22 protein-coding genes are annotated in these 22,402 nt (G+C 72.8%); 14 read left to right on the top strand and 8 right to left on the bottom strand.

Annotation, left to right across the window (positions count from 1 at the left end):
- The first annotated feature begins 23 nt into the window (after positions 1 to 23).
- Both FHU34_RS19145 and FHU34_RS19140 read left to right on the top strand, forming a co-directional pair.
- Entirely contained in the window at positions 24 to 1,016 is a 993-nt protein-coding gene (locus FHU34_RS19145) for a LacI family DNA-binding transcriptional regulator (protein WP_145782558.1), read from the top strand.
- Between the two features lie 98 nt (positions 1,017 to 1,114).
- The gene (locus tag FHU34_RS19140) at positions 1,115 to 1,642 is read left to right on the top strand and encodes a GNAT family N-acetyltransferase (RefSeq protein ID WP_167524842.1); all 528 of its coding nucleotides are present in this window, start codon (positions 1,115 to 1,117) and stop codon (positions 1,640 to 1,642) included.
- Between the two features lie 120 nt (positions 1,643 to 1,762).
- On the opposite strand, the gene FHU34_RS19135 is transcribed toward FHU34_RS19140, so the two are convergent.
- Positions 1,763 to 3,232: a M1 family metallopeptidase gene (locus FHU34_RS19135; RefSeq protein ID WP_244311733.1), complete on the bottom strand. Its 1,470-nt coding sequence runs from the start codon at positions 3,230 to 3,232 to the stop codon at positions 1,763 to 1,765.
- Between the two features lie 158 nt (positions 3,233 to 3,390).
- Here FHU34_RS19135 and FHU34_RS19130 point away from each other — a divergent pair, with 158 nt between their 5' ends.
- Complete coding sequence (locus FHU34_RS19130) at positions 3,391 to 4,692, top strand: NAD(P)/FAD-dependent oxidoreductase (RefSeq protein ID WP_145782554.1); 1,302 nt, start codon at positions 3,391 to 3,393, stop codon at positions 4,690 to 4,692.
- On the opposite strand, the gene FHU34_RS19125 is transcribed toward FHU34_RS19130, so the two are convergent.
- The 3 genes from FHU34_RS19125 to FHU34_RS19115 form a co-directional block, all read right to left on the bottom strand.
- Entirely contained in the window at positions 4,663 to 5,757 is a 1,095-nt protein-coding gene (locus tag FHU34_RS19125) for an AI-2E family transporter (protein ID WP_145782552.1), read from the bottom strand. The two genes, FHU34_RS19130 and FHU34_RS19125, sit on opposite strands and share 30 nt — an antisense overlap.
- Before the next feature lie 58 nt (positions 5,758 to 5,815).
- Positions 5,816 to 6,610 carry a spermidine synthase gene (locus tag FHU34_RS19120; protein ID WP_145782550.1) on the bottom strand — a complete coding sequence of 265 codons (795 nt, stop codon included), beginning with the start codon at positions 6,608 to 6,610 and terminating at the stop codon, positions 5,816 to 5,818.
- 115 nt (positions 6,611 to 6,725) lie between these two features.
- The gene (locus FHU34_RS19115; protein WP_145782549.1) at positions 6,726 to 7,703 is read right to left on the bottom strand and encodes a DUF2267 domain-containing protein; all 978 of its coding nucleotides are present in this window, start codon (positions 7,701 to 7,703) and stop codon (positions 6,726 to 6,728) included.
- 201 nt (positions 7,704 to 7,904) lie between these two features.
- Here FHU34_RS19115 and FHU34_RS19110 point away from each other — a divergent pair, with 201 nt between their 5' ends.
- Positions 7,905 to 8,219 (top strand): hypothetical protein, encoded by a 315-nt coding sequence (locus FHU34_RS19110; RefSeq protein WP_145782547.1) that lies wholly within the window; start codon positions 7,905 to 7,907, stop codon positions 8,217 to 8,219.
- Between the two features lie 71 nt (positions 8,220 to 8,290).
- On the opposite strand, the gene FHU34_RS19105 is transcribed toward FHU34_RS19110, so the two are convergent.
- Positions 8,291 to 8,617 (bottom strand): STAS domain-containing protein, encoded by a 327-nt coding sequence (locus FHU34_RS19105; RefSeq protein WP_145782545.1) that lies wholly within the window; start codon positions 8,615 to 8,617, stop codon positions 8,291 to 8,293.
- 174 nt (positions 8,618 to 8,791) lie between these two features.
- Here FHU34_RS19105 and FHU34_RS19100 point away from each other — a divergent pair, with 174 nt between their 5' ends.
- The 5 genes from FHU34_RS19100 to FHU34_RS19080 all read left to right on the top strand — a co-directional run bounded on the left by FHU34_RS19100 (position 8,792) and on the right by FHU34_RS19080 (position 13,202).
- Positions 8,792 to 10,549 carry a PP2C family protein-serine/threonine phosphatase gene (locus FHU34_RS19100; protein WP_145782543.1) on the top strand — a complete coding sequence of 586 codons (1,758 nt, stop codon included), beginning with the start codon at positions 8,792 to 8,794 and terminating at the stop codon, positions 10,547 to 10,549.
- On the top strand, positions 10,546 to 11,583 hold the full coding sequence (locus FHU34_RS19095; protein WP_145782541.1) for a cobalamin B12-binding domain-containing protein: 1,038 nt from the start codon (positions 10,546 to 10,548) through the stop codon (positions 11,581 to 11,583). Before FHU34_RS19100 ends, FHU34_RS19095 begins: the two co-directional genes overlap by 4 nt.
- A gap of 117 nt (positions 11,584 to 11,700) precedes the next feature.
- Entirely contained in the window at positions 11,701 to 12,051 is a 351-nt protein-coding gene (locus tag FHU34_RS19090; RefSeq protein WP_145782539.1) for an STAS domain-containing protein, read from the top strand.
- A gap of 68 nt (positions 12,052 to 12,119) precedes the next feature.
- Entirely contained in the window at positions 12,120 to 12,566 is a 447-nt protein-coding gene (locus FHU34_RS19085) for a response regulator (protein WP_145782537.1), read from the top strand.
- A 114-nt stretch (positions 12,567 to 12,680) separates the two neighbouring features.
- A complete protein-coding gene (locus FHU34_RS19080; protein ID WP_145782535.1) occupies positions 12,681 to 13,202 on the top strand; it encodes an ATPase in 522 nt (173 codons plus the stop codon).
- Between the two features lie 30 nt (positions 13,203 to 13,232).
- Here FHU34_RS19080 and FHU34_RS19075 read toward each other — a convergent pair whose 3' ends face one another.
- The 3 genes from FHU34_RS19075 to FHU34_RS19065 all read right to left on the bottom strand — a co-directional run bounded on the left by FHU34_RS19075 (position 13,233) and on the right by FHU34_RS19065 (position 16,057).
- Positions 13,233 to 14,084: a hypothetical protein gene (locus FHU34_RS19075; protein WP_167524841.1), complete on the bottom strand. Its 852-nt coding sequence runs from the start codon at positions 14,082 to 14,084 to the stop codon at positions 13,233 to 13,235.
- A gap of 546 nt (positions 14,085 to 14,630) precedes the next feature.
- Positions 14,631 to 15,056, bottom strand: a complete 426-nt coding sequence (locus FHU34_RS19070) for an OsmC family protein (RefSeq protein WP_088989808.1) — start codon at positions 15,054 to 15,056, stop codon at positions 14,631 to 14,633.
- Positions 15,057 to 15,124: 68 nt separating this feature from the next.
- Complete coding sequence (locus tag FHU34_RS19065; RefSeq protein WP_145782533.1) at positions 15,125 to 16,057, bottom strand: serine/threonine-protein kinase; 933 nt, start codon at positions 16,055 to 16,057, stop codon at positions 15,125 to 15,127.
- Positions 16,058 to 16,268: 211 nt separating this feature from the next.
- On the opposite strand from FHU34_RS19065, the gene FHU34_RS19060 reads away from it, so the two are divergent.
- From FHU34_RS19060 to FHU34_RS19040, 5 genes are all read left to right on the top strand, one after another.
- Positions 16,269 to 16,499, top strand: a complete 231-nt coding sequence (locus FHU34_RS19060) for a hypothetical protein (protein WP_088989807.1) — start codon at positions 16,269 to 16,271, stop codon at positions 16,497 to 16,499.
- 119 nt (positions 16,500 to 16,618) lie between these two features.
- Positions 16,619 to 17,359: a response regulator transcription factor gene (locus FHU34_RS19055; protein WP_425280578.1), complete on the top strand. Its 741-nt coding sequence runs from the start codon at positions 16,619 to 16,621 to the stop codon at positions 17,357 to 17,359.
- A 10-nt stretch (positions 17,360 to 17,369) separates the two neighbouring features.
- Positions 17,370 to 18,842, top strand: a complete 1,473-nt coding sequence (locus tag FHU34_RS19050) for a sensor histidine kinase (RefSeq protein ID WP_244311732.1) — start codon at positions 17,370 to 17,372, stop codon at positions 18,840 to 18,842.
- A gap of 44 nt (positions 18,843 to 18,886) precedes the next feature.
- On the top strand, positions 18,887 to 21,142 hold the full coding sequence (locus FHU34_RS19045) for an ArnT family glycosyltransferase (protein ID WP_145782528.1): 2,256 nt from the start codon (positions 18,887 to 18,889) through the stop codon (positions 21,140 to 21,142).
- Positions 21,139 to 22,395, top strand: a complete 1,257-nt coding sequence (locus FHU34_RS19040; RefSeq protein ID WP_145782526.1) for a bifunctional glycosyltransferase family 2/GtrA family protein — start codon at positions 21,139 to 21,141, stop codon at positions 22,393 to 22,395. Before FHU34_RS19045 ends, FHU34_RS19040 begins: the two co-directional genes overlap by 4 nt.
- Positions 22,396 to 22,402 lie beyond the last annotated feature (7 nt).

Here is a 22,402-nt window from a genome sequence, read left to right as displayed (position 1 = left end):
ACATCGGTCGGGAAGGGCGGGTCGTGGCCTCCACGCTCAAGGACGTGGCCCGGCTCGCCGGGGTGTCGATCAAGACCGTCTCGAATGTGGTCAACGGCTACCCCCACGTCAGCGCCGAGGTGCGGCGGCGGGTCGAGGCCGCCGTGGTCCAGCTGCGCTACCGGCCCAACGCCTCCGCCCGGACCCTGCGTACCGGGCGTACCGGGGTGCTCGCCCTCGTCCTACCGGCCACCCACCTGCCGTACGCCGACGATCTCGCCACCGCTGTCGTCCACGCGGCCGGACAGCGGGGGTTGCGCGTGGTCGTCGCGCACGACGACCAGCCCACGTCGTCGGGGCTCGACGACGTCCGCACGATGCCGGTGGACGGGATCCTGGTCGGTGCGTCCGGCACGCTCGACGAACCGGACGGCCCGCTGGCCGCCACCGGTCCACCCGTCGTCCTGATCGGGGGCGCATCGCACGACCAGCGGTGCGACCAGGTCCGGATCGACGCCGCACAGGCCGCCGAGGACGCGACGAACCACCTGCTGGGCGTCGGTCGCCGACGGGTCGCCGCAATCGGTGTACGCGCCACCGCCGCGCCGCAACCGGGCTCGACGGGATACCACCGGGCGCTGCGACGGGCCGGGCTGGTGCCCGGTCCCGTGCTGTCGGCGCAGCACCACCGGCGGGCCGACGGCTACCGCGCGGCCCGTGACCTGCTCAGCGGACCGGACCGGCCGGACGCGATCCTCTGCTCGTCCGACCCGCTCGCCATCGGCGCGATGCGGGCGGCCTTCGACGTGGGGCTGCGCGTCCCCGCCGACGTGGCGGTGATCGGCATCGGCGACATCGAGGAGGGACGCTATTCGCGGCCCACCCTGAGCACCGTCGCTGTCGACACCGGCTTCGTCGCCCGGGAGGCCGTGGCCCGCCTCGCCATCCGGATCAACCGACCGGACGCCGCGGTCGCCGACATCATCGCGCCGCACACAGTGCTTCCCCGGGAGAGCACCGACGCCGGGACGCGATGACCCGCGGCGGCCGGTGCACCCACCCAGCATGATCGTGCTGCGCGACGACGCCCGGTCGGTTGGACAACAGCCGCCTCGGTCGGTCAGAGTGGTCGGCCGTGAGATACCTGCGTACCGGCGGTCCCGCCGCGATCCGCCGGCCCCGGCCCGCCGACGCCGACGAGTTCGTCGCCGCCGCGCGGCGTAGCCGGGACCTGCACCACCCGTGGTTGGCCGCGCCGGGCACCCCCGAGGAGTACGACCTCTACCTTCGCCGGATCCGCCGCCGCGACAGCGCGGGCTACCTGATCTGTGACCGGGCCAGTGGTGCGATCGCCGGCTACGTGAACATCAGCGGGATCGTGCTGGGCGCGCTGCGCGGCGGGTTCCTGGGGTACGCGGCGTTCCTGCCGTACAGCGGGACCGGCCACGCCTCGGCGGGCGTCTCCCTGGTGATCGACCACGCGTTCACCACTGCCGGGTTGCACCGCCTGGAGGCGAACATCCAGCCGGGCAACGAGCCGTCCCGGCGGGTGGCCCGCAAGCTCGGTTTCCGGTTGGAGGGCTTCTCCCCGGACTACCTGTTCATCGATGGCGCCTGGCGCGACCACGAACGGTGGGCGATCACCGCCCAACCCACCGCCTGACCGGTCGGCCCGCCGATCCAAGATCCGCGCAACATCGGGGAAAGTGCTGCCTCACGAGCCGATGAGGCAGCAACATCCGGGATATTGCGCGGATCTTGCGGGCCGCCGGGCCGCCGGTCGTCACCGGGCGAGGGGACCGGTTTCCGGGGGCGTGGTGGGGGAGTCCAGCCACGTGTCGATGAGCGCGGTGAAGTCGTGGCCGGTCTTCTTGTTGACGTACGCGGTGAACGACGCCCGGGTCTGCTGGGTGTGCAGGTTCTCCTGCACCCAACCCCGTGCCAGGTCGAAGAACCGCTCGTCGCCCAGCGCCTGGTGCAGTTGGCGGAGCATCGCCGCGCCGCAGGTGTAGACGTTCGTCGCACCGAACTCGGCCGGGTCGGGCTTGCTCGGCGGGCCGTACTCCCTGCGCAGTTCCCCGTCGCGTTGCCGGCTCGACGCGACCAGCTCGGCGTCGGACAGCCCGTACTTGTCCTGCTCGTAGAGCTTCTGCACGTAGAGGGCCCAGCCTTCGTTGAGCCACATGTCGCGCCAGTCGGTGAGCGTGACGGCGTCGCCGAACCAGTGGTGGGCGTACTCGTGCACTGTGGTGAGGTCGAACATCCTGTCGCCGCGTTGCGGTTGGACCTCGCCCAGGGTGACCATCTGCTGGGTTTCCATGGCGGAGCCGGACTCGGCCATGACGAGGCCGGCGGAGTCGAACGGGTACGGCCCGAAGCGCTCCTCCAACCAGGTGAGGAAGCCCGGGGACCGCTTGAGCATCGGCAGGTACCGGGTGTCCTTCGCGCGGTACCAGGTGGTGACGGGGATGCCGCGCGGGCCGGTGGCGGCGAGCTTCTTGTACCTGCCAACGGCCAGGGTCGTCGCGTACGACGCAACGGGGACGGTGCTGCGGTAGGTGAAGGTGGTGCCGCTCTGCCCGACCGGGGTGCCGCTGGCGACTCCCGTCCAGCCCTTGGGCGCGGTGATGGCGATGTCGTAGAGCGCCTCGTCGGAGGGGTGTTCGTTGGCCGGGTACCAGGTGAAGGCCCCGAACGGCTCCTGCATCGTCCAGATTCCGCCCTCGCTGTCGACGGTCAGCCCGAGCGGGTGGGCATCGCCGCGCTTGGACGGCATCGGCGTGGTCGACGGCTTGCCGTGGTAGCCGACGACCACTGTGATCGGGACGTCCGCGCGGACCGGGGTCTCGACCACGAGCTTCTCGTGGGTGACCGCCGCCTTGGCGCTGGTGCCGTCGACGGTCACGGTGTCGAGGGTGTACGGCGTGAAGTCCAGGCTCACCGACGACGCGTCCCGGGTCGGCCGCAGGTGCACTGTCGCGGTGCCGGTGAGGGTGCGTTTCGTCGGTGACCAGTCCAGGTCGAGTCCGTAGTGCAGCACGTCCACGGCGTCGGTGCCACGCTCGGGGTAGAGCGGGTCAACGACCGGCTTCGACATGCCCGCCGCGAACGCCGCGTACGGGCCGGAGAGCGTGGGAGCACCGGACGGGGTCGCGGAGGTGCCGCCCTTCGTCGGCGCCGCCGGTGGGTCGGCCGTGCAGCCGGCGAGCAGCGTCATGGACGCCAGCACGGCGACGGTGGATCGGTAACGCACCTGTTCACTCCGGAGGTCGGGGACGTGTTACGCGAGCTCAAACGCTGTGGGCGCGGCCAGGAGTTGCCGGCGCCACTGTTGCGATCCGGTGAACACCCGGAAGGCGACCGGCCGGTTCGGGGACGTTTGTCCGGGCCCGCGACGGGAAACGGCCCGCAATGACGAAACCTCGTGTGGTGATCGTGGGGGCCGGGTTCGCCGGTTACCACGCGGCGAAGACGTTGAGCCGGATCGCCCGGGACCGGGCCGAGATCGTGGTGCTGAACTCCACCGACTACTTCCTCTACCTGCCGTTGCTGCCCGAGGTGGCCGCCGGGGTGGTCGAGCCCAAACGGATCGCGGTGCCGCTGACCGGGACGCTCAAGAACGTCCGGGTGGTGATCGGCGAGGCGGACCACGTCGACCTGCAGAACCGCTGGGTCGGCTTCACCCAGGCAGAGGGGGACAAGAATCGGCTGGCGTACGACCGGTTGGTGCTCGCCGTGGGCAGTGTCAACAAGTTGCTGCCCATCCCCGGGGTGACCGAGTACGCGCACGGCTTCCGTGGCCTGCCCGAGGCGGTCTACCTGCACGACCACATCATCCGGCAGATCGAGCTTGCCGAGCAGGCCGAGGATCCGGCCGAGCAGCAGGCGCGGGCCACGTTCGTGGTGGTCGGGGCGGGTTACACCGGCACCGAGGTCGCCGCGCACGGGCAGTTGTTCACCGACGCGTTGCACGCCCAGCGGCCCCGGCTCACCGTCCGGCCCCGCTGGATGCTGCTCGACGTCGCGTCCCGGGTGCTGCCGGAGCTGGACAAGCGGATGTCGGACACCTCGCACCGGGTGCTCGAACGGCGCGGTGTGGACGTCCGGATGGGCACGTCGGTGGCCGAGGCGACCTGCGACGGGGTGAAGCTCACCGACGGCGAGTACGTGCCGACCTGCACCCTCGTGTGGTGTGTGGGGGTGCGGCCCGACCCGTTCGTCAACGAGCTGGGGTTGCGTACCGACCGGGGCCGGTTGGTGACCGACGAGTTCCTCAACGTCCCCGGCTACCCGGAGGTGTACGCCATCGGTGACGCCGCAGCGGTGCCTGACCTGGTGAACCCGGGCAAGGTTTGCGGGATGACCGCCCAGCACGCGCAACGGCAGGGCAAGCGCGCGGCGCACAACATCGCCGCGTCGTACGGTTTCGGCAAGCGCAAGCCGTACAAGCACCACGACCTGGGCTGGGTCGTCGACCTGGGCGGCAAGGACGCGGCGGCGAACCCGTTGCACGTCAACCTGGGCGGGCTGCCGGCGAAGGCGGTCACCCGGGCGTACCACCTGATGGCGATGCCGGGAAACCGCACGCGGGTGAGCGCCGACTGGGCCCTGGACGCCGCGCTGACCCGGTCGGCGGTGCAGCTGGGGCTGGTGCCGGCCAACGCGGTCCCGTTGGAGAGCACCTCACCGGAGGTCGCGAGCCGGGCCCGCTGAGCGGGCACCGCCCGGCGGGGCCGGATCGGGCCGGAGCCGACGCGGCCCGTACTCCCGCAACAGGGTCTGGACGATGCCGGCGGCGGGGATGGCCAGCAGCGCGCCGAGCAGGCCGGCCAGCTCCGCCGCGAGCAGCACGCTGACCAGCACGGTCAGCGGGTTGAGCCGCACCGCCCGGGACAGGATGAACGGTTGCAGCAGGTGGTTCTCCACCTGCTGGTAGACCACGAAGAAGACCAGCACCACCACCCCGGCGGTGGGGGAGTGCAGGAATCCCGCCCCGGCCGCGATCACCGCGCCCAGCGTGGCGCCGACCAGCGGTATCAGGTCGGCCACCGCCACCAGCAGGGCGATCACGGCCGCGAACGGCACCCCGGTGAGGGCCAGCACCAGGTAGGTCAACAGCCCGCAGATCACGCTGATCAGCAGGTTGCCGGTGAGGTAGCCGGTGACCGTCCGCGACACCTCCCGGCCGACCCGGCGCAGTCGCTCGCCCTGACCGTCCCCGGCCGCCGCGAGCACGCCGCGGGTGATCCGCGGGGCCTCCAACACCATGAGGTACGCCAGCACGATGACCGTGACCAGCCCGGCGACCGTCTCGACCACGCCCCGCAGCACGCCCACAGCGGGTTGGCGCAGCCGGGTCCCGAGGTCACGCAGTTGGTCGGAGTGTTCGTCGACGTAGCGTCGCGCCCCGGTGCGTTCCAGCAGGCGCCCCAGCGGGCCCTGGCCGGCGCGGGCCTCGTGCAACAGTCCGGGTGCCCGGTCGGCGAACCGGCCCACCTCGTCGAACAACGGCACCAGGATGAGCGCGGCCAGGATCGCCAGCAGCACGAACGCGACGAGGAACACCAGCAGCGTGGCCACTGACCGGCGCCGGACGAGGCGGTGTTGCAGCCGGTCGACGAGGGGCTTGAGCGCCACGGCGAAGAACGCGGCGACCACGGCCCAGGCGAGCACCCGGCGGGTCGCGTACACGAACGCCAGCGCTAACGCGCTCGCCAGCACCAGACCGATCACGATCAGGGTCCGGCGGGCCGTCGCTCGATCGTCGGCGTTGCTCATCCGCCGCGCCTTCCCCGCCGGGGGCGTCGGAAACCCGGCATTGCGGACGCATCGGTGATCAGCGGCCGACGGTGTCGTCCATGTCGGTAACGGGACGGGCGCCGGCCACGAACGTGTCGAGCGCGGCGGCGTGCAGCAGTCCACCGGGCACCGGGTCGCGCAGGGCCGCCACCGCCAGCCGGCCGACCGGCAGACCGCCGGGGCGTGACGTCGCGGCCAGCACCAGGTTGCCGTACCGCCGGCCGCGCAGCATCCGCCGGTCACCGACGACGCACACGTCGGCGAAGACCGCCCGCACCGTCGCGACCTGCGCCCGGGTGGCGACCAGTGGCGGCAGGTCCGTCACGTTGAGCAGGTACGTCCCGTCCGGGCGGAGGACACGGGCCACCTCGGCGGCGAACTCGACAGTGCGGACGTGCCGGGGCATCTGGGCGGCCCGGTAGATGTCGGCGATCACCACGTCGTACCGGCCGGCCGGGGTGGCGGTGAGCGCGTCCCGGGCATCGGCGACCTCCACCCGTACCTCGGGCGGCAGCGGCGGCAACTCCCGGGCGACCAGCTCGACCACCGCCGGGTCCCGTTCGACGACCCGCTGCGGGGAGCCGGGTCGGGTGGCGGCCAGCCAGCGGGGCAGCGTCAACGCGCCGCCGCCCAGGTGCAGGACGTGCAACGGGGTGCCGGCCGGGGCGGCCACCCGCACCGCCGAGGCGATCCGCCGGACGTACTCGAAGTGCAGGTGTCGGGGGTCCTCGACGTCCACGTACGACTGTTCGACGCCGGCGGACAGCAGCGTCCGCCCGGTCCGCCGGACCGGGTCGACGACCAGTTCCAGCCGGTCGGCGGCGCGGTTCATGACCGGCACGCTAGCCGAGCCGGCGGTCCGGCCCGGCGGTGGCCCGGCACGGCCGACGGGCCGGCGGAGCGGGGTGTGACCCCGCCCGCCGGCCCGCCCGGGTCACGGTGGCCGGTCAGCCGCCGGCCATCCCGGCCCCCACCTCGTCGATCGCGTCGTCGACCTGGTGGGCGAGGTCCACGTCGAGCGCGGTCACCCCGTTGGCCTGACTGGTGCGTACGGTCAGGACCGCGGCGGTGTCCCCGGGACGCCCGATGCTCGGGCCGCGGCCGTTGTCCTGGCGCAGCCGGTCGAGGCGGGCCAGCACCCGGTCCAGGTTGTCCGGCGGCAGCGCGACGACCCGGTAGAGGCCGTCGCTGTCGCCGGACCAGTAGGGCAGGTCGTCCAACGCCGCGTCGATCTCGTCGGCGTCCAGGGTGGGTGTGGTGGTGGACGCGCCGACCAGACCGCCGCCGGCCTCCGGCGGATTGAGCAGGTCGCGCAGCCCGTCGGGTACGTGCAACGACTCGACCAGGTCGCCGTCCTGCTCGGCGAGCGCGGCCATCGTGGCCTCCGCCTGGTATCGGGCCTGCTCCGGGGTGTTGCCGCTGATCCGACCCACCTCGGCCAGGAAGCCGGGAAGGTCCTGGTGCCGTTCGATGCCGTCGACGGGCAGCACGTCGTGCAGCGACGCCGGCACCGCCGCGAGCAGCCGCTGCCGCTCGGCGGTCTCCAGGGCGAAGGCGAGGACCAGAACGGTCGCCTCGGTACCCACCTTGGCGGTCTTGAAGTCGACCCCGGCGCGACGCCGGACCTCGTCGACCAGGTCGTGGTAGCCCATCGTGCTCACGCCGGCCGCGCCGCTCGGCGGGGACGGTTGCGGCCGCGGATTGTCGGCGCTGCCGAGTTGCGGCGGGGCCGGGCCGCCGCGCGTACTGTCCGGTTTGTGGGGTCCGGCCGGCGGTGGGCCGGCTCGCTTGCCTGCCTCGAGGCTCGTGAGTTGCTTGGAGGCGCTCAGGCTGGCGCCGATCTCGCTGGGCTGGCGACTCTGTTCGCGGGCCTGCCGGGCCAACGCCCGACGCCTCTGGTTGTCGCCTTCCATCTGCTTGCGCATCGTGGCACCCCTTCCGCTGGGGATCGTGGCTGCGCCAGTCGCCTTCCCGCCGTCGAAGAGAAGGAAACGGGGACCGCCGGCCGGGTCGGCAGGGCCTTCGTCGACGCTTCATCCGGCGGGGGTGAGGGGTGCTCACCCGCACGGCCCGCACGATCACCTCAGGACCAACGTTCTTCCGAGGTACGCGGAAGGAAGGTCGTCATGAAGCAGATCGTCGAGATCGTCCCCGCCCGACCCGGCTGGTACGCGCGCTGGCAGGTCACGCCCGAGGCCACCAGGTGTTACCCGGTGAGCCTGTGGGCGCTGCTGGAGGAGGCCGACGGGACCGGCCGTGAGGTGGTCGGCATGGACTGCATCGGCCAGTGGCCCGGCGCGGACGACAATGAGGCGGGTGGGCAGTTCGTCCGCTATCTGTACCAGACGCCCGATTCGGGAGAGCCCGAGGACGTTGAACCGCCTCCGACCGGCGAACTGCGTGAGAGCGGGCCCCGGCTCCAGCCGATGACGGCACCCTAGACATTCCTCCGGCCCCCGACCCCAGGTCCCAGGGTCGGGGGCCACCCCGGCCCGCCCGGGGTGGCCGACGATCAGCCGGTGGCGCGGAGGTCGTCGTGGTCGACGGCCAGCAACTCGGCCAGGCCCGTGCGGTCGAGCATCCGTTGCAACTGGGGGCTGACCCCGGTCAGGTGAATCACCCGAGCGCTCCGCTGCACCACCAGCAGCGCGCTGAGCCCGGAGGAGTCGCAGATGCTGACCCCGGTCAGGTCGATCAGCACCTCGTCGTCGCCGCGCAGGTCGGCTGCCACGGCGGTCAACTCGGGCGCGGTGTCGTAGTCGAGGTCGCCGGTCAGCCGGAGTCGGACGTGCCCGGCGTCGAGCCGGGTTGCCTCGATGGTCAACAGCTGATCGGACATCCCGTCATTTTCCCAGTCGAGCGGCGAAACGCAAAGCGGGGCGCGGCCGATCGCCCTCCGAATGCCCTGAGGTGCCACTATCCGCCGACCGGCGTAGTGTGGCCTGAAGGGTTTCGACAATGCGCCGGTCTCCGGCGCGCGCACGGGCAGACGACAAGGAGTGAGGCTCAGCTGGTGACTGCTTCCGACGTCAGGGACATAGACCCGGGCGACGGACGGCTTCCCACGCCGAGTACGACACGGTCCCCGGCGTGGTCCGCCGACGTGCCGCCCCGGTCCTCCGCCGCGCTGCCGCCGCTCGCCCCGGACCGCGATCTCGCCGCCCCCGACTGGTTCGAGGTCGTCGAGCATTTCCGGGAGGGACTGATCGTCTGCGACGCCGACGGCGTCGTGCGGCACGTCAGCCCGATGGCGGAACGCCTGCTACCCGAGGTCACGTCCGGCGAGACGCTGGACGCGGCCGGTGTGCCCGAGATGGCCGAGGGCGACTTCACCCATCGCGGGCGCCGGCTCAGCGCCCGCCAGGTGCCCCTCTCCGGAGCCCGCTGCTGCTGGTACGTCGAGGACGTCACCGACCGCGTCAGCGGCGCCGACGCGTTGCTCGCCGAACGGGCGCGTTCGACGTTCCTGGCCGTCGTCGGCGACAAGCTGGGCAATCCGCTGCACCCCGACCGGGCTGCCGCGGCGGTCGTCCGTCTCGCCGTACCGACCCTGGGCGAGGTGGCCGTGCTGGTGCTCGCCCCACGTGGCGGTCGGGCTCGCTGGTGGCGGGCCTCGCGCACCGACGACGAGGCCCCGACGGTGGACAGCGGGACGCTGGCCGGCGGTGACCTGCCGGCTGCCATCGCCGACGGGCTGACCGGGGTCGAGCCGCACGCGGTCGACTGGCTGGTCGAGCAGGCGGTCGACGCCGGCTGGCTGCCCGCCCTCGCCGGCACCGAGAGCGCCGCCCGGGTCGTTCCGTTGCCCGGTCGGGACGCGCCGGTCGGTGTGCTGCTGGTGGCCCGCCGCGCGACCCGCTGGTACGACGACGCCGACGTGGACCTGATCCGCGCGTTCGCGGCCCGCGCCGGCGCGGCGCTGACCACCGCGCTGCTCTACCGCGACCAGGCGGAGGTCGCGGACACTCTCCAGGCCAGTCTGCTGCCGGTCGAGCCGGCCGAGGCCGCGGGCGTGCAGTGGGGCACCGCGTACCGGCCCGCGCAGGCGGGGCTGCGCATCGGCGGCGACTTCTACGGCTCGCACCGGCTGGCCGACGGAGGCTCGGTGTTCTTCCTCGGCGACGTGTCCGGCAAGGGCGTCGAGGCGGCGGTCTTCACCGGCCAGTTGCGGCAGTGCCTGCAGGCGTTGCACCGGCTGGAGTCGCACCCTGGGCGGTTGCTGCGGTTGCTCAACGACGCGCTGTTGGAGACCACCCAGGCGCACGGCCAGGGCCGCTTCGCCACGATCGTGCTCGGCGTGGCCCGCCCGCAACGCGACGGAGGCCTGACCCTCACCATGGCCGGCGGCGGGCACCTGCCGCCGCTGGTGTTGCGGACCTCCGGCGAAGTGGAGTCGGTGCCGCTGCGCGGCATGCTGATCGGGGTGGTGCCCGACCCCCGCGTCGGTGAGGTGACCGTACGACTGGCGCCGGGGGAGACCTGTCTGCTCTACAGCGACGGGGTGACCGAGGCCCGTGGCGGTCGACGCGGCGACGAGCAGTTCGGCACGGAACGGCTCGTCGCTGCCGTGACCGGCTGTCAACGGATGCCCGCGCCGGCCCTCGCCGAGCGGGTGGAACAGGTCACCTGCGACTGGTTGGGGCACGGCGACCACGACGACATCGCGGTGCTGGCGCTGCGGGCGACCGCCCCGGGCGGGCGTGGGTCGCGGCACCTGCACTCGGTGCCTGAACTGACCGATACCGCCCAGCAGGGGGAGACCGACGCGTGACCATCGCCACAACGGCCGCCGACCCGGCCGGGGCTTTCGCTGGCTACCTGGACTGCCTCGCCGACGCCGACGAGTACGGCGCGATCGACCTGGCGATCGGCCTGCTCGACGATGGCGTACCGGCCGAGCGGGTGCTGCTGGACCTGGTCGCGCCCGCCCAGGCCGAGGTGGGCGAGCGGTGGGCGCGCAACGAGTGGAGCGTCGCCCAGGAGCACGCGGCCACCCACATCAGCGAGCAGGTGGTGGCGGCGGTGGTCGCGCACGTCAACCCACGCCCGACCGGCGGACGGGTGGTGGTGGCCTGCATGGACGGCGAGTGGCACGCGCTGCCGCCCCGGCTGGTGGCCGAGGTGCTGCGGTTGCGTGGCTGGCAGGTGACCTTCCTGGGCGCCAGCGTGCCGGCGGCACATCTCGTGTCGTACCTGCACCGTTACGACGCGCACGCTGTCGCGTTGGCGTGCGCGCTGCCGATGCGGCTGCCGTACGCCCACCGGATGATCGAGGCCTGCCGTCGTTCAGACGTACCCGTGGTGGTCGGCGGGCGTGGGTTCGGCACGGACGGCCGGTGGGCGCGTCGGCTCGGCGTGGCCTGGGCGCCGGACGCCCCCGCAGCGGCCGACCTCATCTCCGACGAGGGGGCGCTGCGCGCGGTGCCGCCGGCGCGGTTGGCGCACCTGGCCGACGACGAGTACGCCAGCCTGGTGCGGCGTCGGGGTGAGCTGATCGACGGCGCGTTGGCCGACCTGCTGGAGCGGGTGCCGGCGGCGCGCTCCTACAGCGCCACCCAGCTCGACTCGACGGTGAGCGACCTGGGTCACATCGTGGATTTCCTGGCCGCGGCGGTCTACGTCGACGACTCGTCGTTGTTCACCGAGTTCGTCGAGTGGCTGGTGGAGATCCTGGTGAGCCGTGGGGTGCCCGTGGAGGCCGTGGCCCTGCCCTTCGACCACTACGGTGTCGCGTTGCGTGACTTCCCCCGAGCGGCGCGTGTGCTGGCCCTGGGACGCGCCGCGCTGCCCGTCGTCAACCGCTGACGGGGCCGTTCGGCGGCCGCTCTGGGTCGATCACCGCGCCCTCGGCCGACGAGTCAGCTCTGCGTATACTTGCCGCACTGCAAACGTCCCACCACGGGTGGAGCGAGGGGGAGTACGGTGACGTTCAGTGTCAGCCACGTCGAGCGCGACGGCGGGGGCGCCGCCCGTTTGCGGCTCACGGGCGAGCTGGACCTGAGCACGGCCCCGCAGTTGACCACCGCGATCGAGGAGCTCGCCGCCGCTGGCGAGACACGGGTGCTGCTCGACCTCACCGACCTTACGTTCTGCGACTCCACCGGCATGGCGGTCTTTGTCCGGGGAGACAACCAGGCGGCAGCCGAGGGAGGCTGGCTCCGGCTCACCGGGGCCAGCGGGCGGGTCGAGCGGGTGTTGCGGGTCACCGGCCTCGCCGACGTGTTGCGCCACGACCCGGAGTCACTCGACCCGGCGTCGCAGACCGCCCAGTGATGGGCTAGATTTCCCCGCCAGCGCGGTGACCGTCAGGTCCCGTCCCCGCCGACCCGAGGCAGGTAGTGATGGGCGCAGACAGCCCGCAGCCGGTACGCATCCTGGTGGTCGACGACGACCCGGGTGACGTGCTCATGATCGAGGAGGCGTTGGCGGATTCCGACGTCGACAAGGTCATCGACGTGGTCAGCGACGGCGAGGAGGCGATGGAGTTTCTCCGCGCCGAGGGCCGGCACCAGCAGGCCCGCCGGCCGGACGTGATCCTGCTCGACCTCAACATGCCGCGGATGGACGGTCGGCAGGTGCTCGGCGCGGTGAAGCAGGACGAGGACCTGCGGACCATCCCGATCGTCGTGCTGACCACCTCCAACGCCGACACCGACATCGTGGGCAGTTACACGTTGCAGGCCAACGCGTACGTCACCAAGCCGATCGACCTGGACGACTTCAACGACGTGGTGCGCCGCATCGACGAGTTCTTCGGCCGGGTGGTCGTGCTGCCCAAGCGCGTCTGACGCGCGACTCCCGCGCACGCATGCTGAACATTTTTCCCGAACCCCCTCGGCCGTCGTGGTCTGGGCCGAGGATCCAGGTGGGGAAGTAACAGCAGCTGCCTGGGGGGCGACAGTATGAGGTTCTCCGTCGTTGAGACCGGTTACGACCAGCGGCAGGTGGATTCCTGCCTGGACGAGCTGGGCATCCGGTTGGCCCGGCTCGCGGCGCGGGCCCAGGGCGCGGCCGGGGCGGGCCGTGAATGGGACGAGATCCGCGAGGAGGCCGCCTGGCTCAGCGGGCTGCTCCGACGGCTCGACCTGGGCGACACCGCCGGCAGGCGGCACGCCGGTGACGCGACGCGGCGCGAGGCCGCCGACCTCCTGGCCCGCGCCCGCGTGGAGCTGGACGAGGCCCGCGAGGAGGCCCGGCGGGTACGGGAGCAGGCGTACGCGGAGGCCGTGCAGGCCCGCCGTGACTTCGAGGCGGCGCTGTACCTCCGCCGGCGGCGTGAGGCCCGGGTGGACGAGATCCTCGGTCAGCTCACTGTCGACCAGGTGCCCGCCGACACCCCGACCGCGGCTGCGGGCGTACCCGGGAGTCGGGTGGGAGTCGGCGGGCTGGACACGAGCGCGGAACCGCCCTCCGGTCGTCGCTGACCCGGCGGGGCCGCGACGTGGGGGGCCGGCTCAGGCGGTGAGCGCCGACGCGACGATCGTCGCCCGCTCCTCGTGCTGGGCGTACGCGTCGGGGTAGGCGGAGATCTGCACCGACTGGGCGGCGTAGGTGACGCTCATGTCCTGCCAGCCGGGGACCTCGTTGAGGGCCGTGTAGAAGGCCCGCGCGGCGTACGAGGGGCGCATCAACTCGGCGACCGTGCCCCAGCCGCTGCTCGGGCGCTGCTGGAACAGGCCGACCGAGTCGTGGTCGGACCCGCTGCCCTGGTTCGGGTAGTTGGCCGACTCCGGCAGGACGTCGCTGGCCAGGTTGTAGAGGTTGCTCTCCTGCATGGCGGTGGCCAGTGCCACCACCAGGGCGCGGCGGGGCATCTTCATGTCCAGGCCGACGTCAACAATGATCTTCGCGTTGTCCATCTGCGCCTGGTCGAGGCCGGCGACCGGTCGGGGTCGGCGCGGCTTGACCGGCTTCTTGGGTGCCTTGCGCGCGACGGTGGGGCTGGGTGTGGGCTTCGCCGTCGGGCTGGGCAGGATCCGCGCGGGGGCGACCTCGCGGTCCAGCGATCGGGAGGCGCGCTCGTCGGCGATCGCCGCACGGTCGGCCACCGCCTCGGCGAGTGGCTCCACCGGGCGGGACGTGTCGTCGCTGCTGCCCCGCGCGGTGGCCACCGCGACGAGGCTGAGGCAGCAGGTGACACCGGTGGCCAGCGCCACCCGGACCGGGGTCGAGCCCAGCAGGCTGCGACGGGGCGGCTCGGAGGCGCGGTGACGGCCGATCGTCCGTTCGGTTGATGCGGCGTCGTCCGATTGGGTGGTCGGGCGCGCGTCGGTCAGCTTCTGGTCGGAGGGGTCGTCGGGATGCACCTGACGAGGCTAAAGACCCAAATGCTCGATATCGTCCGCCGGTACGGTGGCATGCGCCACACTTTGCCCCGATCAGGGGGACTCGATGGCGCAAAACGTCAGCGGAGCGGAGCAACCCCACAGATCAGGCGAGACGGTTATTTCCGATTCGGGGCGTGATTGCGGTCGCCATGCCGGCCGCTGCACCCGCCAACCTCGCCCTGGGTGAGGGTCCGTCGAACGGTCAGCTGCGAGTCCACCGAACGGCCCGCCGGATTGTTGACCGAACGATGCCAGCGCGAAACGCTCCGATTCAGCTTGATCCACTCGGGTTCCCCGAAGTGGGGGTATCCGAGCCGTACGGATACCCCCACTTCACCGATACCGAGTGGATCATCGTGTCGAGGAGGTGCTGCCGACCTGTCGCGCCCTGCTCTCGCCGTCAAACCCGCCCATGATCGTGCTCGAACCAGGAAATAGTGGCCTCGACCGACGCGCGAGGCCACCACAACCAGGATCGAGCACGATCATGCAGCGGCGCGGCCGCGCGGCTGGCGGGTCGCCGGGTCAGTGTCGGCCGTTCTCGGCGGGCGTGACGGTCAGCCGGTGACGGCTGGCGTCGCTGCTGGAGAACGGCCACAGCCGGTCGGCGTACTCGACCAGGTCGGCCAGTTGCTCCCGACTCAGGCCCGCCGAGCTGATCTGCGCGTGTACGTCGGCCCGGTACCGGCCGTCGTCGTCGCGCCCCAACTTCGCCTCCGCCCGCACCTGGACGGTGTGCGCCTCGTTGGTGATCTCACCGGCCGCCTCCACCGCCGCGTGGTGCAGGCAGGAGGCGAAGGCGGCGGCCAGCAGCTGCTCTGGTCTCAGCCCCGTGCAGTGCGCCGCCAGCGGCGAGGCCAGCGCGGTGGAGAGCCCGCCGTCGTCGGTGCGTACGTGACCGCCCTCGGCGGTCGCTGTGGCCTCACGCAGCCAGGAACTCTGATCCGGCATCGCGTTTCTCCCGTCGCTCACCGGCGGGCTACCCGCCCGCAGCCCGGCGAAACGCCGAAGCGACGGTCTCAGCGCTGCTCGTCGAAGACCGCCACCGCCTCGGTGACCTCCGTCGCGGCCTGTTCGGTCCACGCTGAGGGTGGGGCGGGCCGCCGGGCGGTCGGGATCGTCATCGGCACGTACACCCGGGCGTCCACGGCCTCGGCCAGCAGCAGTGCCGCCATCAGGCTGGTCGGGCGCCGCTCGGGCTCGTCGGCGAGGCAGGAGTGGCACAGGTCGGCCACCTCGGGCGGGAGCCCCTCGATGGCGGGTAGCCGCTCCGGCGGCTGTCGGCGGCGTACGCCGAGCAGTTCTCTGGCGGTGACCGCGTGGTACGGCAGGCGGGCGGTGAGGCTGTAGTAGAGCAGCACGCCGAGGGCGTACATGTCGGCGGCCGGGGTGGCGGGCTCCCCGTCCAGCTGTTCGGGGGCCAGGTACGCCGGGGTGCCGACCACGATCCCGTCGGGCAGCGGGTCCGGGGTGCCGGTGGGGACGGCGATGCCGAAGTCGAGGACCTTCACCCCGGCCGGGGTGAGCATGACGTTCGCCGGTTTGACGTCGCGGTGGACGATGCCCTCCGCGTGTGCGGCGGCCAGCGCCGCGGCGACCTCAGCGCAGACCCGCACCGAGATCCGCCAGTCCAGCGGCCCGGCCCGCAGGTGCGCGGCGAGCGTCTCACCCTCGGCCAGTTCCATCACGATGTACGGCACCGGGCGGCCGGGCAACGTGGAGGAGGTGCCGAAGTCGTGCACGCTCGCCACGTTCGGGTGCACGAGGCGGGCGGCGGACCGGGCCTCCGTGCGGATCCGTTCCACCGGGCTGTCCTGGTCGTGGGGACCGGGCAGGATGAGCTTCACCGCGACCGGCCGGTCCAGCACCTGGTCGTGTGCCCGCCACACCTCGGACATGCCGCCCACGCCGATACGCTGCTCGAGCTGGTACCGCCCGTCCAGCGTGCGCATCGACCACTCCTCGTTCACGCCCCGCCGACGACGGGTGCTGGGGTCGCGGTACCCGAGCGCCGAGCTGGGCAAACCGGCGCGGGTCGCGCTGGGCACACCGAGGGCGGGCCGGCCTGCGCACGTCGCTGCGGCGCGGCGGCCGGTGCGGTAGCTTGCGAGCCAGAGCCGGTGTCACCCACTGTGCCGGCACGGTCACCCGAGAGGCGCCGCGATGAGCGAGGTCACCGTACGCTTCGTCGGCGGGCCCGCGGACGGCCTGGTCCGGCTGCTGCCGGCCGGGTCGGACGGCGCCCCACCGCAGCGTTGGATCATGCGGCATCCGGACGGCACCGGTCCGGTGCAGCCCGGCCCCGACCACCTCTACGAACGCGACCGCCCGGATGGGACGGGCGGTTGGAGCATGCGCTTCGTGCGCACCGACGCGTACGGGGTGTCCGAGTGACCACGAGGCGGTGCTGACCGGTGGCGACGCCGGAGTCCCGTCGACCCGGCCGCACAGCTGGCGCACAGGCTCCGCAGGGGCGCGGCACAGGCGTGGCGGCCACGATGGGCGGCATGGTCATGAACGGGCAGGCCGCACCGAGCCGGATCGAGCTGCGCCGCCCCGACGGGGAACCCGTCCGGGTGCTGGTGGTCGACGACGAACCCACGCTCACCGACCTGCTGTCGATGGCCCTGCGCTACGAGGGCTGGCAGGTCCGCAGCGCCGGCAACGGGATGGCGGCGCTGAGTGCCGCCCGGCAGTTCCAGCCGGACGCCGTGGTGCTCGACGTGATGCTGCCCGACCTGGACGGCTTCCAGGTGCTGCGACGGCTGCGCGAGTACGCCCCGACCGTGCCGGTGCTCTTCCTGACCGCCCGCGACGCCGTCGAGGAACGCATCGCCGGGTTGACCGTCGGCGGCGACGACTACGTGACCAAGCCGTTCAGCCTGGAGGAGGTGATCGCCCGGCTGCGCGCGCTGCTGCGCCGCTCCGGGTTCGCGGTCGCCGCCCGGGAGGACGCCGTGCTGACCGTCGGCGACCTCAGCCTCGACGAGGACAGCCACGAGGTACGCCGAGCGGGCCAGTTGGTCACGCTCACCGCCACCGAGTTCGAGCTGCTGCGCTACCTGATGCGCAATCCGCGTCGGGTGCTCAGCAAGGCGCAGATCCTCGACCGGGTGTGGAACTACGACTTCGGCGGCCAGGCCAACGTGGTGGAGCTGTACATCTCGTACCTGCGGAAGAAGATCGACGTCGGCCGGGCACCGATGATCCACACGCTGCGCGGTGCGGGCTATGTCCTCAAACCCGCGGAGTGACCGCCGACCGATGCGTGCCGCCCGACAGTGGCTGGCCGGCCGCTCCCTGCGTACCCGACTGGTGTTCGCCCTGCTCGCGCTGCTGGCGGTGGTCAGCGTCGCGCTCGGTGGCCTCACCACGGTGGCGCTGCGGCACTTCCTGATCGACCGGCTCGACGCCCAGCTGGCGCCCGCGACGGCCATGCGGGGTGACCGCCCGGGGCGGCCGGCCTTCCCGGGCAACGGACCCGGCGTGCCACCCGGGTTGCCGTCCGGCACGGTGGTCGCCGTGATCACCGACGGGCGGGTGACCAGCGCCCGGACCCTGACCGACAGTCCGTCCAGCGGCGACCCGTTCCCCGACGAACAGGCCGTCCCGGTCGGGGACGTCGCCGCGCTGGCGGGCCTGCCCGTGGACGCCGAACCGCGCACCGTCGACCTCGGGGCGCGCGGCGACTACCGGGCTGTGGCCCGGCAGTACTGGGACGGCCGGGTACGCGTCGTCGCGATACCGCTGTCCGGGGTGCAGGAGACCGTCTGGTGGATGGTGGCGGCGCAGGCCGCGGTGGCCGCCGCCGGGCTGCTGGTCGCCGGCGCGGCCGGCGCGCTGATCGTCCGGGCCACGCTGCGCCCGCTCAACCGGGTCGCCGCCACCGCCACCCGGGTCACCGAGCTGCCGCTGGACCGGGGCGAGGTGGCGCTCGCCGTCCGGGTTCCGGAGGCGGACACCGACGCGCGCACGGAGGTCGGTCAGGTCGGCGCGGCGTTGAACCGGATGCTGGGGCACGTCGCCGACGCGCTCTCCGCCCGGCAGGCCAGCGAGACCCGGGTACGCCAGTTCGTGGCCGACGCCAGCCACGAGTTGCGGACTCCGCTGGCGGCGATCCGCGGCTACGCCGAGGTGGCACGGCGGGGTCGGGACGAGGTTCCCCCCGACGTGGCGCACGCGTTGCGCCGGGTGGAGTCGGAGAGCACCCGGATGACCAGGCTCGTCGACGACCTGTTGCTGCTGGCCCGCCTCGACGCCGGTCGGCCGCTCGCGGCGGACCCGGTGGACCTGACCGCGCTGGTGGTGGACGCGGTCAGCGACGCGCACGTCGCCGGCTCTGATCACCGCTGGCAGCTCGGCCTGCCCGAGGTGGCGATCCGGGTGCCCGGCGACGCGGCCCGGCTGCACCAGGTGGTCGCGAACCTGCTGGCCAACGCTCGGGTGCACACCCCACCCGGCAGCACGGTGACCACCACGCTGGCCGTCGAGGACGACAACGCCGTGCTCACCGTCGCCGACGACGGGCCCGGGGTGCCGGCGGAGCTGCAACCGGAGATGTTCGAACGGTTCGCGCGCGGCGACAGCTCCCGCTCCCGGGCGCACGGCAGCACCGGCCTCGGCCTGGCGATCGTGGCGGCCGTGGTGGAGGCCCACCGGGGAACGGTGGGTGTCGACAGCCGCCCAGGTCGGACGGTGATCACGGTGCGGCTGCCGAATCCCACAGCTGACGCATAGTCGGCGCACGGCGTCCCGCCAGCCCCGCCGCCGAGGCTGACCGCATGGACAGAACCGAGACCCTGCCGACGGCACCCGCCGAGCCCGAGCCGTCGACGACCACGCGCCCCGACGAGCACCCACCGCCGCGTCGCTCGCCGGCCTGGGCCCGGCCCGCGCTGGCTGGCCTGCTGCTCGCCACCGCTGTGCTCTACCTGTGGGGCCTGGGCGCGTCCGGCTGGGCGAACTCCTTCTACGCCGCCGCCGTGCAGGCCGGCTCGGTCAGCGGGAAGGCGTTCCTCTACGGCTCGTCGGACGCCGCCAACTCCATCACCGTCGACAAAACCCCCGCGTCCCTGTGGCTGATGGCCATGTCCGTGCGGGTCTTCGGGTTGAACAGCTGGGCGATGCTCGTCCCGCAGGCGCTGTGTGGCGTCGCCTCGGTCGGCGTGCTCTACGCGACGGTGAAGCGTTGGTACGGGCCGGCCGCCGGTCTGATCGCCGGCGCGGTCCTCGCGGTCACTCCGGTGGCGACGCTGATGTTCCGGTTCAACAACCCCGACGCGTTGCTGGTCCTGCTGCTGGTCGCCGGGGCGTACGCCACCGTCCGGGCGGTGGAGTCTGCGAGCACCAGGTGGATCGTGCTCGTCGGTGTGCTGGTCGGCTTCGGCTTCCTCACCAAGATGCTCCAGGCGTTCCTGGTGGTGCCGGTCTTCGCCGGTGTCTACCTGCTGGCCGCGCCGACCGGGCTGTGGCGACGGATCCGGCAACTGCTGCTGGCCGGCTTGGCGGTGGTGGTCTCCGCCGGCTGGTGGGTGGCGCTCGTCGAGCTGGTCCCGGCCGGCGCCCGCCCGTACATCGGAGGGTCGCAGGGGAACAGCATCCTGGAGCTCACCCTCGGCTACAACGGCCTCGGCCGGATCACCGGCGACGAGGTGGGAAGCGTCGGCGGCGGAGGCGGGCGCCCGGGAGGCGGCGGTCCGTTCTCGGGCCAGACCGGCATCCTGCGCATGTTCGGTGGCGAGGTCGGCGGTCAGGTCTCCTGGCTGCTGCCGGCCGCCGCGATCCTGCTGGTCGCCGGGCTGCTGGTGGCCGGCCGGGCGGCCCGTACCGACCGGACCCGAGCCGGGTTGCTGCTCTGGGGCGGCTGGCTGCTGGTCACCGGTCTGATCTTCAGCTTCATGTCCGGGATCTTCCACGCGTACTACACAGTGGCGCTCGCCCCGGCGATCGGTGCGTTGGTCGGCATCGGTGTCACGATGCTCTGGCACGAGCGGCGCCCGGCTGTCACCGGGAACCCAGCGGGTGATCCGGTGCCGGCGTCCGCCGACAGTGCCGCTGCCGGTTCGCGACGGCAGCGATGGCGTCCATTGGCGGCCACGGCGACGCTCGCCGGCACTCTCGCGGTCACCGTCTGGTGGGCATGGGCGCTGCTCGGGCGCAGCCCCGACTGGTACCCGTGGCTGCGGGCCGTCGTGCTCGTCGCCGGTCTGGTCGGCGCGGCGCTGCTCCTGCTGGTGACCCGGCTTCCCCGCCGGTCGGTGCCGGTGGTGCTCGGCCTGGGCATCGCGGCGGCCCTCGCGGGCCCGGCGGCGTACGCGGTGCAGACCGCGGCGACCCCGCACACCGGGTCGATCCCCAGCGCCGGCCCGTTCGTGGCGGGCGGATTCGGCCGGGGCGGCTTCCCCGGCGGGCGACCACCGGGCGGGATGGAACTTCCGGACGGCGGTCAGTTCCCGGGCGGGGGCCAATTCCCGGGCGGGGGCCAGAACGGTGGCGGTCAGTTCCCGGGCGGCTTCCCGGGCGGGGGCCAGTTCCCCGGCGGCGGTCGAGACGGCGGGGGCCAGAACGGCGGCGGTCAGAACGGCGGCCAGGGGCCGGGCTTCCCCGGCGGTGGCCGCAACGGCGGGCCCACCGGCGGCCAGGGACGCTCGGCCGGTGGGGGAATGGGCGGGCTGTTGGACGCCCGCGAGCCCAGCGCCGCACTGCGCGAGTTGCTGGAGCGCGACAGCGCCGACTACACCTGGGTGGCCGCCACCATCGGCTCCAACAACGCCTCCGGTTACCAGCTCGCCACTGGAGATCCGGTGATGCCGATCGGCGGGTTCAACGGCAGCGACCCGTCGCCCACCCTCGCGCAGTTCCAGCGCTACGTCGCCGATGGAAAGATCCACTACTTCGTCGGTGGTGGCGGCTTCCGGGCCAACGGCGGCAGTTCCTCCTCCCAGGAGATCGCCACCTGGGTCGCGGAGACCTTCACGGCGCAGACCGTCGACGGTGTCACCGTCTACGACCTGAGCACCGGCACGGAGGCGTCGTGACCGCGCTGAACGCACAGCGGGCCGCCGTCCAGGCCCGACCCAGCGCCGCCGGCGCGGTGCTGGACGTGGTGATCCCGGTCTACAACGAGGAGACCGACCTCGGCCCGTGTGTACGACGGCTGCACGCCCACCTGACCGAGCACTTCCCGTACCCGTTCCGGATCACCATCGCGGACAACGCCAGCGTCGACGACACCCCGGCGATAGCTGACGGTCTCGCCACCGAACTGCCCGGCGTCGACGTGCTGCACCTTCAGGCCAAGGGGCGGGGAAGGGCCCTGTCGGCGGCCTGGTCCGCGTCGTCCGCGCCGGTACTGGCGTACATGGACGTGGACCTCTCCACCGACCTGGCGGCGCTGTTGCCGCTCGTCGCTCCGCTCATCTCCGGGCACTCCGACCTGGCGATCGGCACCCGCCTGGCGCGTACCTCCCGGGTGGTACGCGGTGCCAAACGGGAGGTCATCTCCCGGGCCTACAACTTGTTGCTGCGTGGCGCGCTGGCGGCGCGGTTCTCCGACGCGCAGTGCGGGTTCAAGGCGATCCGCGCCGACGTGGCCGGTGAGCTGCTCCCGTTGGTGCGCGACACCGGCTGGTTCTTCGACACCGAGTTGCTGGTCCTCGCCCAGCGGGCCGGTCTGCGCATCCACGAGGTGCCGGTGGACTGGGTGGACGACCCGGACAGCCGCGTGGACATCGTCGCCACGGCCCTGGCCGACCTGCGCGGGGTGGGCCGACTGGGTCGGGCGTTGCTGACCGGCGCGCTGCCGTTGACCGCCCTACGTGCCCAGTGGGGCCGGGGGCCGCTGACCGTGTCGCCCGGCCGTGCGCCGCTGGCCGGTCCGGCGACTCAGGTGCCCGTCGGGTTGCCCCGGCAGTTGTTCCGGTTCGCGGCGGTCGGGGTGGCCAGCACCCTCGTGTACCTGGTGCTGTTCGTGGCCACCCGGGGCGCCCTCGGCGCGCAACCGGCCAACCTGCTGGCGCTGCTGGTGACCGCTGTGGCGAACACGGCCGCGAACCGTCGGCTGACGTTCGGCATCACGGGGCGTCGGCACGTGGGGCGGCACCACGTGCAGGGTCTGCTGGCTTTCGCGCTCGGTCTGGCATTGACCAGTGGCTCGTTGGCCGTCCTGCACGTGGTCCACGCCGTGCCGGCCCGGCCGGTGGAGCTGGCCGTGCTGGTGGCCGCGAACCTGGCCGCGACCGTGCTGCGCTTCGTGCTGCTGCGCCTCGGCATGCACCATCGGCGCGGCTGAGCGGCGG

The organism is Micromonospora taraxaci (assembly GCF_007830095.1).
GTDB classification, from domain to species: domain Bacteria; phylum Actinomycetota; class Actinomycetes; order Mycobacteriales; family Micromonosporaceae; genus Micromonospora; species Micromonospora taraxaci.
Note: the sequence above shows the minus strand (reverse complement) of the source record. Positions and strands in the feature narration are given on the sequence as shown.

What these genes read in the sequence shown, in the direction of transcription:
- FHU34_RS19130 (WP_145782554.1), top strand. Translation starts at nt 3,391, where the DNA reads ATGACGAAACCTCGTGTGGTGATCGTGGGGGCCGGGTTCGCCGGTTAC.
- FHU34_RS19125 (WP_145782552.1), bottom strand. Translation starts at nt 5,757, where the DNA reads ATGAGCAACGCCGACGATCGAGCGACGGCCCGCCGGACCCTGATCGTG.
- FHU34_RS19120 (WP_145782550.1), bottom strand. Translation starts at nt 6,610, where the DNA reads ATGAACCGCGCCGCCGACCGGCTGGAACTGGTCGTCGACCCGGTCCGG.
- FHU34_RS19115 (WP_145782549.1), bottom strand. Translation starts at nt 7,703, where the DNA reads ATGCGCAAGCAGATGGAAGGCGACAACCAGAGGCGTCGGGCGTTGGCC.
- FHU34_RS19110 (WP_145782547.1), top strand. Translation starts at nt 7,905, where the DNA reads ATGAAGCAGATCGTCGAGATCGTCCCCGCCCGACCCGGCTGGTACGCG.
- FHU34_RS19105 (WP_145782545.1), bottom strand. Translation starts at nt 8,617, where the DNA reads ATGTCCGATCAGCTGTTGACCATCGAGGCAACCCGGCTCGACGCCGGG.
- FHU34_RS19085 (WP_145782537.1), top strand. Translation starts at nt 12,120, where the DNA reads ATGGGCGCAGACAGCCCGCAGCCGGTACGCATCCTGGTGGTCGACGAC.
- FHU34_RS19080 (WP_145782535.1), top strand. Translation starts at nt 12,681, where the DNA reads ATGAGGTTCTCCGTCGTTGAGACCGGTTACGACCAGCGGCAGGTGGAT.
- FHU34_RS19070 (WP_088989808.1), bottom strand. Translation starts at nt 15,056, where the DNA reads ATGCCGGATCAGAGTTCCTGGCTGCGTGAGGCCACAGCGACCGCCGAG.
- FHU34_RS19065 (WP_145782533.1), bottom strand. Translation starts at nt 16,057, where the DNA reads ATGCGCACGCTGGACGGGCGGTACCAGCTCGAGCAGCGTATCGGCGTG.
- FHU34_RS19060 (WP_088989807.1), top strand. Translation starts at nt 16,269, where the DNA reads ATGAGCGAGGTCACCGTACGCTTCGTCGGCGGGCCCGCGGACGGCCTG.
- FHU34_RS19055 (WP_425280578.1), top strand. Translation starts at nt 16,619, where the DNA reads ATGAACGGGCAGGCCGCACCGAGCCGGATCGAGCTGCGCCGCCCCGAC.
- FHU34_RS19050 (WP_244311732.1), top strand. Translation starts at nt 17,370, where the DNA reads ATGCGTGCCGCCCGACAGTGGCTGGCCGGCCGCTCCCTGCGTACCCGA.
- FHU34_RS19045 (WP_145782528.1), top strand. Translation starts at nt 18,887, where the DNA reads ATGGACAGAACCGAGACCCTGCCGACGGCACCCGCCGAGCCCGAGCCG.